Annotated in this window: 11 protein-coding genes; 9 read left to right on the forward strand and 2 right to left on the reverse strand. The window is 43.4% G+C overall.

Annotated features, from left to right (window positions below):
* Positions 1 to 92: 92 nt before the first annotated feature.
* Complete coding sequence (locus NXX38_RS08190; RefSeq protein ID WP_148364169.1) at positions 93 to 875, reverse strand: head GIN domain-containing protein; 783 nt, start codon at positions 873 to 875, stop codon at positions 93 to 95.
* Between the two features lie 129 nt (positions 876 to 1,004).
* On the opposite strand from NXX38_RS08190, the gene NXX38_RS08195 reads away from it, so the two are divergent.
* Positions 1,005 to 1,703, forward strand: coding sequence for a SprT family zinc-dependent metalloprotease (locus NXX38_RS08195; protein ID WP_258979048.1), 699 nt, complete (start codon positions 1,005 to 1,007; stop codon positions 1,701 to 1,703).
* Positions 1,704 to 1,826: 123 nt separating this feature from the next.
* Here NXX38_RS08195 and NXX38_RS08200 read toward each other — a convergent pair whose 3' ends face one another.
* Positions 1,827 to 2,225 carry a hypothetical protein gene (locus tag NXX38_RS08200; protein ID WP_148364167.1) on the reverse strand — a complete coding sequence of 133 codons (399 nt, stop codon included), beginning with the start codon at positions 2,223 to 2,225 and terminating at the stop codon, positions 1,827 to 1,829.
* 172 nt (positions 2,226 to 2,397) lie between these two features.
* Here NXX38_RS08200 and rimP point away from each other — a divergent pair, with 172 nt between their 5' ends.
* The 8 genes from rimP to NXX38_RS08240 all read left to right on the forward strand — a co-directional run bounded on the left by rimP (position 2,398) and on the right by NXX38_RS08240 (position 13,019).
* Complete coding sequence (gene rimP, locus NXX38_RS08205; protein WP_195357701.1) at positions 2,398 to 2,865, forward strand: ribosome assembly cofactor RimP; 468 nt, start codon at positions 2,398 to 2,400, stop codon at positions 2,863 to 2,865.
* Between the two features lie 2 nt (positions 2,866 to 2,867).
* Positions 2,868 to 4,148, forward strand: a complete 1,281-nt coding sequence (gene nusA / locus NXX38_RS08210; protein ID WP_117932414.1) for a transcription termination factor NusA — start codon at positions 2,868 to 2,870, stop codon at positions 4,146 to 4,148.
* Positions 4,149 to 4,254: 106 nt separating this feature from the next.
* Positions 4,255 to 7,353: a translation initiation factor IF-2 gene (infB, locus tag NXX38_RS08215; protein ID WP_148364165.1), complete on the forward strand. Its 3,099-nt coding sequence runs from the start codon at positions 4,255 to 4,257 to the stop codon at positions 7,351 to 7,353.
* A gap of 112 nt (positions 7,354 to 7,465) precedes the next feature.
* On the forward strand, positions 7,466 to 7,999 hold the full coding sequence (locus NXX38_RS08220) for a CvpA family protein (protein ID WP_148364164.1): 534 nt from the start codon (positions 7,466 to 7,468) through the stop codon (positions 7,997 to 7,999).
* A 1-nt stretch (position 8,000) separates the two neighbouring features.
* A complete protein-coding gene (gene sufB / locus NXX38_RS08225) occupies positions 8,001 to 9,479 on the forward strand; it encodes a Fe-S cluster assembly protein SufB (RefSeq protein ID WP_004307399.1) in 1,479 nt (492 codons plus the stop codon).
* Positions 9,480 to 9,594: 115 nt separating this feature from the next.
* Entirely contained in the window at positions 9,595 to 10,347 is a 753-nt protein-coding gene (sufC, locus tag NXX38_RS08230) for a Fe-S cluster assembly ATPase SufC (protein ID WP_004298251.1), read from the forward strand.
* A 97-nt stretch (positions 10,348 to 10,444) separates the two neighbouring features.
* Positions 10,445 to 11,788 carry a Fe-S cluster assembly protein SufD gene (sufD, locus tag NXX38_RS08235; RefSeq protein ID WP_258979049.1) on the forward strand — a complete coding sequence of 448 codons (1,344 nt, stop codon included), beginning with the start codon at positions 10,445 to 10,447 and terminating at the stop codon, positions 11,786 to 11,788.
* Positions 11,789 to 11,807: 19 nt separating this feature from the next.
* The gene (locus NXX38_RS08240) at positions 11,808 to 13,019 is read left to right on the forward strand and encodes an aminotransferase class V-fold PLP-dependent enzyme (protein WP_195648974.1); all 1,212 of its coding nucleotides are present in this window, start codon (positions 11,808 to 11,810) and stop codon (positions 13,017 to 13,019) included.
* The last annotated feature ends 447 nt before the right edge of the window (positions 13,020 to 13,466 follow it).

The raw sequence follows: 13,466 nt of genomic DNA on the forward strand, positions 1-13,466 counted from the left end.
TTTTCAATTCTCTCAAATTTTTAGATTAAAACTAACTAAATAAATGGGCTACCGCGCGATGCAGTAGCCCTTTTATGTGTTTTAGACTGTCTTTATTTGATTTGCCGTATGTTTTTCCGTGGAGCATCCACTTCTTGTGGATTGCCTTTATAGGCAATATCGCCACTTCCTTTCACGCGGGCAACCAGCTTCTGACTTGCATGGCAACTGATGTTTCCGGATCCACTGATGCTTGCATCCGTATTTTCTGCTTCTAAATCTGCAGCCTGAATGTTTCCCGATCCGCTAATAGAATATTTTGCTTGAATGGCTTTGCCTTTAAGATTGATGTTGCCCGAACCGGAAATTCCTGCCTGACATTCCTGACTCTCAATTTGTTGCAGTCTTACATCTCCCGATCCATTAATTGAAACAGCCATTCTTCGGCAGTTAAGCCCTTCTCCCTGAATGTTTCCCGAGCCGTTTATATGGAACTCGATATCTTTAGAAGTTTGTATTCCATTGATTAATTTTATATTTCCCGAACCATTAATCGTTAACTTATTCAATTCCGGAGCAAAAACTTTTATTTCCAGTTTCCCTTTCCGGATACTGACATTCTTCTTGAATTTAATAATTAATGTATTGCCGTCTACATACGTTTCTACAAGTGGTATAATGTTATCGGAGCCATGTATCTCAACGTGGCTGAGTGTATCTTGGTGATAACTGATATTGGCACTTCCCAATAGTTTGATTTCATTGAAGTGGTCGGCTTTTACTTCTTGGGAGATGTAGTTCTTGCTGCCTACTACGTGTTTTCTCTGCAAGCAAGAGCCGGCAGTAAGTACTAGAGACAATCCGGTGACTAATACGAGCAATAAACTTGTTTTCATAATTATGTTTTTCTATGATTGATATGGCAGTTAGACGGAAGAGTCTGATATAAAGTTGCATCTTCCGCGAAGTTTTTCATTAGAATCTTCTTTTTTATTACTTTTGTGGCTGTTGATAGGAGGATTATAATGGATAAGATCATAGAAGATGACGAATTAGGACGTCTGATAGTGCGCGTCAATTCACGTGCGAGGAGTCTTGTATTCCGTACAAAGAGTGATGCTGTTTATGTTTCGGTTCCTCCCGGCACTACATTGAAAGAAGTGAAGCAGGCGGTCGAGAATCTGCGTGGTAAACTTCTGGCCTCCCGACAAAAACTAGCCCGGTCGTTGATTGATCTGAATTATAAAATTGATGCGGAGCACTTTAAACTATCCTTGGTTTCCGGTGAAAAAGATCAGTTTCTGGCTAATTCCCGGTTGGGAGTTATGGAAATAGTTTGTCCGCCTCATGCGGATTTTACGGATGAGAAACTGCAAAGCTGGTTGCATAAGGTAATCGAAGAATCGTTGAGGCGGAATGCGAAAAGTATCCTTCCTTCACGTTTGGCCTCCTTGTCCAAGCAATGCGGACTTCCCTATTCAAGTGTGAAAATAAACTCCAGTCAAGGCAGGTGGGGAAGTTGTTCGGCTCGAAAAGATATTAATTTATCCTATTATCTGATTTTACTGCCTTCTCATTTAATAGACTATGTGTTGTTGCACGAATTATGTCATACGCGTGAGATGAATCATAGCGAACGATTTTGGGCGTTGCTAAATCAGCTTACAGAAGGAAAAGCATTGGCTTTAAGGGGAGAATTAAGAAAGTACCGTACGGAAATTTAGAATGTTTCATTGCCGGATTAGTGGCATCGTATTGTCACACTTGTGCCACCACGTTGGCACAGTCGTGCCAATGCGATGGCATAGTTGTGCCAACGTGGTGGCACAAACTTAGTTAATATGCCCTTATTGTTTGGCTAATTGTTTAATTCCGTCTGATTCTTTTTCGAACTGATAAGTCCCTCCTTTTTCACTAAGATCAAACGTAGACACTAATTCTGTGTTATTATCTACAATCAGCAAGGCGCTCTGTTCGGCAAAACGTCCCACTTCTACTGTGTAAGGTTCTTCCGACATGGTTTTGTTGGAGATCAGACTGTCATTGACAAACAAAGAGATGGAATCTCCGGCAAACCCCTTTACCAGACTGATTGTATAGCTCTCGATAAAATGACGTTCTTCCTGCTTTTCCCGTTGTAGTCGCATGCTCATATAGACAAAAATAACTACGACAAAAATGACGGCAAAAGCAAGCAGCCCGTTACCTACCATGAACTGTTTATTTGTGTTGAGACGATGTGCCATAGTCGTTATTTTTTGAATTACGGCGTAAAGATACGAATATAGCACTGTTAATTCATACTTTTTTTCTTTAATGTTTTGTAGTCGAACAGATTATTTATATCTTTGCAACCGAAAACGGATGAAAGGTGGAGGGGCAATTAAGCTCCTTTTTTTGTTCTTATATAGCTAATAAATGATAGAAAAGAAAACTGTTTGTCAGATTGTAGAAGAGTGGCTGGAAGGAAAAGACTACTTTTTAGTAGAGGTAACCGTGAGCCCGGATGACAAGATTGTGGTTGAAATAGACCATGCAGAAGGTGTTTGGATCGAAGATTGCGTGGAGCTTAGCCGCTTCATAGAGTCGAAACTGAACCGCGAAGAGGAAGATTATGAACTGGAAGTAGGGTCGGCTGGGATCGGACAACCCTTTAAAGTTCTGCAACAGTATTATATCCACATCGGACAAGAGGTGGAAGTGCTGACCGGAGACGGACGGAAGTTGGCCGGCATACTGAAAGATGCCGATGAAGAGAAGTTTACGGTAAGCGTACAAAAGAAAGTAAAACCCGAAGGATCAAAGCGTCCGAAACTGGTAGAAGAGGACGAAACCTTCACTTATGAGCAAATAAAATATACTAAATACTTAATTAGCTTTAAATAGTTATGGCCAAAAAAGAAGAAACAATCAGCTTGATTGATACATTTTCGGAATTTAAGGAACTGAAGAATATCGATAGAACGACGATGGTTAGCGTACTCGAAGAGTCGTTCCGTAGCGTAATCGCGAAAATGTTTGGCACCGATGAAAATTACGACGTGATCGTGAACCCGGACAAGGGTGACTTCGAGATATGGCGTAACCGTGAAGTTGTGGCCGATGAAGATCTGACTAACCCGAATATGCAGATCTCGTTGAGCGAGGCACAGAAAATTGATGCTTCTTACGAAGAAGGTGAAGAGGTGACTGACGAGGTGATCTTTGCCAAGTTCGGACGTCGTGCGATCCTGAATCTTCGCCAGACGCTGGCTTCCAAGATTCTGGAACTCGAAAAAGACAGTATTTATAATAAATATATAGATAAGGTAGGTACTATCATCAATGCGGAAGTATATCAGATCTGGAAAAAAGAGATGTTGCTTTTAGACGATGAAGGAAACGAATTGCTGTTACCTAAGACCGAACAAATCCCGAGCGACTTTTATCGTAAAGGTGAGACGGCCCGTGCAGTAGTTGCCCGCGTGGATAACAAGAATAATAATCCTAAGATTATCTTGTCACGTACTTCTCCCGTTTTCCTGCAACGCCTGTTCGAGATGGAAGTACCCGAAATTAATGATGGTTTGATTACCATCAAGAAGATTGCCCGTATCCCCGGCGAACGTGCCAAGATTGCGGTGGAATCTTACGATGACAGAATCGACCCTGTAGGAGCCTGTGTAGGTGTAAAGGGAAGTCGTATTCATGGCATTGTTCGTGAACTTCGCAATGAGAACATCGACGTAATCAATTACACATCGAACATCTCATTGTTTATACAGCGCGCTTTAAGCCCGGCTAAGATTTCTTCTATTCGTCTGAACGAGGAAGAGAAGAAAGCAGAGGTATTCCTCAAACCGGAAGAAGTTTCGCTGGCTATCGGTAAAGGCGGTTTGAATATCAAACTGGCCAGTATGTTGACTGAGTACACTATCGACGTGTTCCGTGAGTTGGATGAGAATGTAGCTGACGAAGATATCTATCTCGACGAGTTCAGAGACGAAATCGACGGATGGGTGATCGACGCTATCAAAGCTATCGGCATCGATACAGCGAAGGCTGTGTTGAATGCTCCTCGTGAGATGTTGATTGAAAAGACGGACTTGGAAGAAGAGACAGTGGACGAGGTAATACGCATTTTGAAATCGGAGTTTGAAGAAGAAGATCCTTCTTCAATTGAAAATTAAAAATTAAAAATTAAAAAATTGCGATACAACATAATGTAGCAGACTTTTATTTTTTAATTCTCAATTCTCAATTAAACAAGCTCCATTTATTCATTAATTTTAAAATATGACGATAAGGTTAAACAAAGTTACAAGAGATTTGAACGTAGGAATCGCGACGGTAGTTGAGTTCCTGCAAAAGAAAGGGCATACCGTTGAGGCTAATCCTAATACCAAAATTAGCGAGGAGCAATACGCTATACTCGTAAAGGAGTTTAGTACAGATAAGAACCTTAGACTTGAATCGGAGCGTTTCATACAGGAACGTCAGAATAAGGAACGTAATAAGGCGTCGGTATCGATTGAAGGCTTCGAAAAGCAGCCCGAAAAGCCGAAGTCGGAAGATGTGATTAAGACAGTCGTACCTGAGGATGCACGTCCGAAGTTTAAACCTGTCGGAAAAATTGATTTGGATAAATTGAACGGTCGTAAACCTGAAAAGGTGGAGAAAGCACCGGAACAGAAACAGGAAGAACCTGTTGTAGAACGGCCTGTCGTTAAACCCGAAGTGGAAAAGGAGCCCGAGAAGAAAGAACCCGAGGTGAAGAAGGAAGAGGTGGTGACACCTCCTGTTTCTGTTGTAGAGCCTGCTCCAGTGGTGGCTGAGCCCGTAGTAGTGCCGGAACCTGTAGTGGAGACGAAGCCGGTAGAAGTTGAAAAAGTAGTGGAAGTAGTGAAAAAAGAAGAGCCGAAGGTAGTAGCAACTGCACCTGTGAAGGCGGAAGAACATAAAGAAGAAAAAAAGGTGGAAACTGCACAGGCTGAAGTAACCCCGGTAGCGGAAAAGGCTCCGGAGGATGATGGTGTTTTCAAAATCCGTCAACCGGAATTAGGCGCGAAGATTAATGTGATCGGTCAGATCGACCTGGCTGCATTGAATCAGTCTACTCGCCCCAAGAAGAAATCGAAGGAAGAGAAACGTCGCGAACGTGAAGAAAAGGAAAAAATCCGTCAGGATCAGAAGAAGTTGATGAAGGAAGCTATCATCAAGGAAATCCGTAAGGATGATTCTAAATTGGCGAAGAGCGGACCTAAGGACAGTGCGGAAGCAGCTGCAAACAAGAAGAAACGGAACCGTATCAATAAAGAGAAGGTGGACGTTAACAATGTTGCAACTTCCAACTTTGCTGCTCCGAGACCTAATGTACAGGGTAAAGGTGGCAATGGTAACGGTCAGGGCGGTCAGGCCAACGGACAGGGAAATAACAACAGAAGAAATAACAACAATAAAGATCGCTTCAAGAAGCCGGTTATCAAACAGGAAGTGAGCGAGGAAGACGTAGCAAAACAGGTAAAAGAAACCCTTGCACGTCTGACAACCAAAGGTAAGAATAAAACGTCCAAATACCGTAAAGAGAAACGTGAAATGGCTTCCAACCGTATGCAGGAACTGGAAGATCAGGAAATGGCAGACAGCAAGGTATTGAAGTTGACCGAGTTCGTTACGGCTAACGAATTGGCAACGATGATGGATGTTTCGGTTAATCAGGTTATCGCTACTTGTATGAGTATTGGTATCATGGTTTCCATCAACCAGCGTTTGGATGCGGAAACCATCAATCTGGTGGCTGAAGAATTCGGATTCAAGACTGAATATGTAAGTGCGGAAGTGGCACAAGCTATTGTTGAAGAAGAAGATGCTCCGGAAGATTTGCAACCGCGTGCTCCGATTGTAACGGTGATGGGACACGTTGACCACGGTAAGACTTCTTTGCTCGACTATATCCGTAAGGCGAATGTAATTGCCGGTGAGGCCGGAGGTATTACCCAGCATATCGGTGCTTATAACGTGCAACTGGAAGATGGTCGTCGTATTACGTTCCTCGATACTCCGGGTCACGAAGCGTTTACCGCTATGCGTGCTCGTGGTGCCAAAGTAACGGATATTGCTATCATTATTGTGGCTGCCGATGATAACGTGATGCCACAGACGAAAGAAGCGATCAATCACGCGATGGCTGCCGGTGTACCTATTGTATTTGCAATCAATAAGGTAGATAAACCGACTGCAAATCCGGATAAGATTAAAGAAGAACTGGCTGCAATGAATTACCTTGTTGAAGAATGGGGTGGTAAATATCAGTCACAAGATATCTCTGCCAAGAAAGGTATGGGTGTGGAAGACTTGCTGGAAAAAGTATTGCTCGAAGCAGAAATGCTCGACCTGAAGGCAAATCCGAACCGTAATGCTACGGGGTCCATCATCGAATCTTCACTGGATAAGGGACGTGGATATGTAGCTACTGTATTGGTATCTAACGGTACTCTGAAAGTGGGAGACATCGTATTGGCGGGAACCAGCTACGGACGTGTGAAGGCTATGTTCAACGAACGTAACCAACGCGTCAAGGAAGCAGGACCTTCCGAACCGGCATTGATTCTGGGATTGAATGGTGCTCCTGCTGCAGGTGACACATTCCATGTAGTCGAAAGCGATCAGGAAGCTCGTGAAATCACTAATAAACGTGAACAGCTGGCTCGTGAACAAGGTTTGCGTACTCAGAAGATCCTTACATTGGATGAGTTGGGTCGTCGTATTGCTTTGGGTAACTTCCAGGAATTGAACATCATCGTTAAGGGTGACGTGGATGGCTCTGTGGAAGCGTTGAGCGATTCGTTGATTAAGTTGTCTACGGAACAAATTCAGGTAAATGTTATCCATAAGGGTGTGGGAGCTATTTCTGAATCTGATGTTTCTCTGGCTGCCGCTTCGGATGCGATTATTGTCGGATTCCAGGTACGTCCTTCGGGGGCTGCCGGTAAGATGGCCGACCAAGAGGGTGTTGACATCCGTAAGTATTCTGTCATCTACGATGCAATCGAAGAGGTAAAGGCTGCTATGGAAGGTATGTTGGCTCCGGAAGTAAAGGAACAGATTACTGCAACCATCGAAATCCGCGAAGTATTCAATATCACGAAAGTCGGTCTGGTAGCCGGAGCAATGGTGAAGACCGGAAAGGTGAAACGCAGCGACAAGGCTCGTTTGATCCGCGATGGTATCGTAATCTTTACCGGAAACATCAACGCATTGAAACGTTTCAAGGACGATGTGAAGGAAGTAGGTACAAACTTCGAGTGTGGTATCAGTCTGGTGAACTGCAACGACATGAAGGTAGGCGATATGATCGAGACATTCGAAGAAATAGAAGTGAAACAGACACTGTAATAGGCAGTGCTGAATCAATATCAGGCACGGATTACGCGGATTTCACGGTTCTTTAATAAATCCGTGTAATCCGTGAAATCCGTGCCTGAATTATATCATAGAATAGAAGAATATGGCAACGATTGATATAATTATCCTTATTGTAATAGGCGCCGGAGCGATTGTAGGTTTTGTAAAAGGCTTCATTCGTCAGTTGGCTTCTATTTTGGGGTTGATAGTCGGTCTGATGGCAGCGAAAGCTCTGTATGCCTCTTTGGCGGAGAAGCTTTGCCCGACAGTGACGGATTCAATGACAGTTGCGCAAGTGTTGGCTTTTATCATGATCTGGATTGCCGTACCATTGATCTTTGTATTGATTGCCTCGCTATTGACAAAAGCAATGCAGGCTATTTCGCTGAACTGGCTGAATCGCTGGTTAGGAAGTGGGCTGGGAGCACTTAAGTTTCTGTTGTTAACGAGTGTAGTGATTGGTGCGATAGAGTTTGTGGACAGCGATAATAAGTTAATTAGTGCAACAAAAAAGGAGGAATCTTTGTTATATTATCCGATGGAAACGTTTGCGGGGATCTTTTTCCCTGCTGCGAAGAATATGACGCAACAATATATATTAGAGAATAAAGATAAAGATGCAACAAGAACCCAATAAAATGAAACCCAATCAGAAAGACGAACTTGAAAAGAAGACTGATAATGAGTTTGTCCGGAAATTTGCGGAGGAGAAATATAAATACGGCTTCACCACAGAGGTGCATACGGACATCATTGAGCGTGGACTTAATGAAGATGTCATTCGTCTGATTTCATCGAAAAAAGACGAACCGGAGTGGTTGCTGGAGTTTCGACTGAAAGCGTATCGCCATTGGCTGACGCTGGAAATGCCTACCTGGGCACATCTCCGTATCCCTGAAATTGATTATCAGGCAATTTCTTATTATGCCGATCCGACAAAGAAGAAAGAAGGACCGAAGAGCATGGAGGAAGTCGATCCTGAACTGATAAAGACGTTTAATAAACTGGGAATTCCTCTGGAAGAGCAAATGGCTCTTAGTGGAATGGCAGTGGATGCCGTTATGGACTCTGTTTCCGTAAAGACTACCTTCAAGGAAACGCTGATGGAGAAAGGGATTATATTCTGTTCGTTCAGTGAAGCCGTGCGGGAGCATCCGGATCTGGTGAAGAAATATATGGGCTCGGTAGTAGGTTATCGGGACAATTTCTTTGCAGCGTTGAATTCCGCAGTGTTCTCTGACGGCTCTTTCGTGTATATTCCGAAAGGAGTGCGTTGCCCGATGGAGCTTTCCACTTATTTCCGTATCAATGCCCGTAATACGGGACAGTTTGAGCGTACGCTGATTGTAGCGGATGATGATTCGTATGTTTCTTATCTGGAAGGATGTACGGCTCCGATGCGGGATGAAAATCAGTTGCATGCCGCTATCGTTGAGATCATTGTGCACGACCGTGCAGAAGTAAAATACAGTACCGTTCAGAACTGGTATCCGGGAGATGCGGAAGGCAAGGGCGGTGTATACAACTTTGTGACCAAACGCGGTAACTGTAAAGGAGTGGACAGTAAATTATCCTGGACACAAGTGGAAACCGGTTCGGCAATCACCTGGAAATATCCTTCCTGTATCCTGACGGGCGATAATTCGACTGCTGAATTCTATTCCGTAGCTGTAACGAACAACTATCAGCAGGCAGATACCGGAACGAAGATGATTCATCTGGGTAAGAACACCCGTAGTACGATTGTAAGTAAAGGTATTTCCGCCGGACATAGTGAGAACTCCTATCGTGGGTTGGTACGCGTGGCCGAGAAAGCGGATAATGCCCGTAATTATAGCCAGTGTGACTCTCTGTTATTGGGAGATAAGTGTGGTGCACATACCTTCCCGTATATGGATATTCACAATGAGACGGCAGTGGTAGAGCATGAAGCTACGACGAGCAAGATCAGTGAAGACCAGATATTCTATTGCAACCAGCGCGGTATTCCGACAGAAGATGCTATCGGACTTATTGTGAACGGATATGCAAAGGAAGTGTTGAATAAACTTCCGATGGAGTTTGCGGTAGAAGCACAGAAGCTGCTTACCATCTCATTGGAAGGAAGCGTGGGGTGATTTACTATTTGACAATTTACGATTTACTATTTGGCTGTGTGCTTATTGGAGGTAAATTGTCGGTAGTATAGGTTTTTAATAGTAAATAGTAAATGAAAAAATAGTAAATATAATCATGTTAGAAATAAAAGACCTGCATGCCAGTATTAATGGCAAAGAGATATTGAAAGGTATTAACCTGACGGTGAATCCCGGTGAGGTGCACGCTATTATGGGACCGAATGGTTCCGGTAAAAGTACGCTTTCCTCCGTATTGGTGGGTAATCCGGCTTTTGAGGTAACAAAAGGTTCGGTCACTTTTTATGGAAAGGATCTATTGGAGTTGAGCCCCGAAGATCGTAGCCATGAAGGAATCTTCCTTAGTTTCCAGTATCCCGTAGAAATTCCGGGTGTGAGCATGGTGAACTTTATGCGTGCTGCTGTGAATGAGCAACGCAAATATAAAGGTCTGCCTGCACTGACCGCCAGTGAGTTCCTGAAGCTGATGCGTGAGAAACGTGCGGTGGTGGAGTTGGATAATAAACTGGCTAACCGTTCGGTGAATGAAGGCTTTTCCGGTGGTGAGAAGAAACGGAACGAGATTTTCCAGATGGCTATGCTGGAACCGCGTTTGAGCATCCTCGATGAGACAGATTCCGGTTTGGATATTGATGCACTCCGTATTGTTGCGGAAGGGGTGAACAAGCTGAAAACTCCTGAAACAAGTACAATCGTTATTACCCACTACCAACGTTTGCTCGATTATATCAAGCCTGATATTGTGCATGTCCTTTATAAAGGTCGTATCGTAAAAACTGCCGGACCGGAACTTGCTCTGGAACTGGAAGAAAAAGGATATGATTGGATCAAGAAAGAAGTAGGAGAATAATTTTAGGCACGGATTACACGGATAACGCGGTTTTGCTCATGTATTTTAAACTGTGAAATCCGTGTAATCCGTGCCTGTAAATAAAAAAATATAAGCTATGATGGTTGAACAACAATATATAGAACTTTTCTCACAGACGGAAGCGATGATCTGCAAGCATAGTGCCGAAGTGCTGAATGCGCCTCGTGCATCAGCATTTGCCGATTTTGAGCGACTCGGATTTCCGACCCGTAAGATGGAGAAGTACAAATATACGGATATGAGCAAGTACTTTGAACCGGATTTCGGTTTGAACTTGAATCGTTTGGCTATTCCGGTCAATCCGTATGAGGTGTTTAAGTGTGATGTGCCGAATATGAGTACCTCCTTGTATTTTGTGGTAAATGACACATTTTATAATAGAGCACTTCCCACAGGAAATCTGCCGGAAGGTGTGATTTTCGGCAGCCTGAAAGAAGTGGCCGAGCAACACCCGGAGTTGGTGAAGAAGTATTACGGTCAACTGGCAGATACTTCCAAGGATGGTGTGACTGCTTTCAATACCGCTTTTGCACAAGATGGCGTTGTCTTTTATGTGCCGAAGAACGTGGTGGTGGAAAAAACGATCCAGTTGGTAAATATCCTGCGTGCAGATGTTAACTTTATGGTGAACCGTCGCGTACTGATTATTCTGGAGGATGGCGCGCAAGCCCGTTTGCTGATTTGTGACCATGCAATGGATAATGTGAACTTTCTGGCGACACAAGTCATTGAAGTGTTTGCAGGTGAGAATGCGGTATTCGATATGTATGAACTGGAAGAAACACATACAAGCACAGTTCGTATCAGTAACCTGTATGTAAAGCAAGAGGCCAACAGCAATGTATTGCTCAACGGAATGACTTTGCATAATGGTACTACCCGCAACACGACCGAAGTGCTGCTGGCAGGAGAAGGAGCCGAAATAAATCTTTGTGGTATGGCGATTGCTGACAAGAACCAGCACGTAGACAATCATACAAGTATTGACCATGCCGTACCGAACTGTACCAGCAATGAGCTGTTCAAGTATGTACTCGACGACCAGTCGGTAGGTGCGTTTGCCGGATTGGTACTCGTGCGTCCCGATGCACAACATACGAATTCCCAACAGACTAACCGGAATCTGTGTGCTACGCGTGATGCAAGAATGTATACACAACCTCAATTGGAGATTTATGCGGATGATGTGAAATGTTCGCATGGAGCAACAGTAGGTCAGTTGGATGAAGGCGCATTATTCTACATGCGTTCGCGTGGTATTGCAGAGAAAGAAGCCCGTCTGCTGCTGATGTTCGCATTTGTCAACGAAGTGATCGATACCATTCGTTTGGAAGCGCTGAAAGATCGTTTGCATCTATTGGTAGAGAAACGTTTCCGTGGCGAGTTGAATAGATGTCAGGGTTGTGCTATTTGTAAGTAACCACTAAAAAATAATGAACGTGGATATTCAAAAGATACGTGAAGATTTTCCGATATTGAGCCGTACGGTTTACGGTAAACCTTTGGTTTATTTCGACAACGGTGCGACAACACAGAAACCCCGTCTGGTGGTTGATGCGCTGGTGGATGAATATTATTCCGTCAATGCCAATGTGCATCGCGGCGTACATTATCTTTCCCAGCAAGCTACGGAACTGCATGAAGCTTCCCGTGAAACGGTACGTCAGTTCATCAATGCCCGTAGCACGAATGAAGTTGTCTTTACACGCGGAACAACAGAAAGTATCAACCTGCTTGTTTCCAGCTTTGGCGACGAGTTTATGGAAGAAGGGGATGAAGTGATTGTTTCCGTGATGGAACATCATAGTAACATCGTTCCCTGGCAACTGTTGGCTGCCCGCAAAGGAATTGCCATTAAAGTGATTCCGATGAACGACAAAGGTGAACTTCTGCTGGATGAATATGAAAAACTATTTTCCGAACGTACGAAAATAGTCAGTGTGGTTCATGTATCGAACGTACTGGGTACAGTGAATCCGGTGAAGGAGATGATCGCAACAGCTCATGCGCATGGTGTACCTTGCCTGATAGATGCTGCACAGTCTATTCCTCACATGAAAGTAGATGTACAGGAGTTGGATGCCGATTTTCTGGTATTCTCCGCCCATAAGATATATGGTCCGACAGGTGTCGGAGTGCTTTACGGAAAAGAAGAATGGTTAGATCGCCTTCCTCCTTATCAGGGAGGAGGAGAGATGATTCAGCATGTCTCTTTCGAGAAGACCATTTTTAATGAACTTCCTTTCAAGTTTGAAGCCGGTACGCCCGACTATATCGGAACTACCGGACTGGCAAAAGCCCTTGATTATGTGAATGGACATGGTATTGAACAGATAGCCGCCCATGAGCATGAACTGACAACTTACGCTTTGCAACGCTTGAAAGAAATCCCCCATATGCGTATATTCGGTGAAGCAGCCGAACGGGGAGCAGTCATTTCCTTCTTGGTGGGAGATATCCATCATTTCGATCTTGGCACGTTGCTGGATCGTTTAGGTATTGCCGTGAGAACGGGGCATCATTGTGCACAACCTCTCATGCAACGTCTTGGTATAGAGGGAACTGTACGTGCTTCGTTTGCCATGTACAATACCAAATCGGAAATAGACACATTGGTGGCAGGGATTGAACGTGTCAGCAAAATGTTTTAAAGATATGAGCCGCTATTCTTGTGAAGTAGCGGCTTTTTTTATTCTTTAACTAAAAAAAGAGAGTCTCAAGTGCAGTAATTTGAGCTTTCGTGCGTCTAATAGGTAAAGAAACAAAATGTTCATTGAATATCAGGAGGGTCGTGAGACTATGCTTATATTATATAAATTCTCTCTCTTTAACATTATGCAGCTATATCGTAAAAAGTTACGGTGTAGCTGCAACTTTTTTATTTAATTTGTTTGTTTTATTAAATAAAATATTGAACTTTGGAAATTATTGTGATTTATCAATTAAAAACAAGCAGACAAATGTATAAAGAAATAGTTATGAATGAAGAATCTACACAGAGCTCACGGCATTTCACTATTATACAAGAAGCAATGACATACGGTGTGAAAATATTTGAAATTATTTCCTACAAACTGTTTTTCTATCATACCCCTTTA

This window comes from Bacteroides sp. BFG-637 (assembly GCF_024793605.1).
Taxonomy (GTDB): Bacteria; Bacteroidota; Bacteroidia; order Bacteroidales; family Bacteroidaceae; genus Bacteroides; species Bacteroides vicugnae.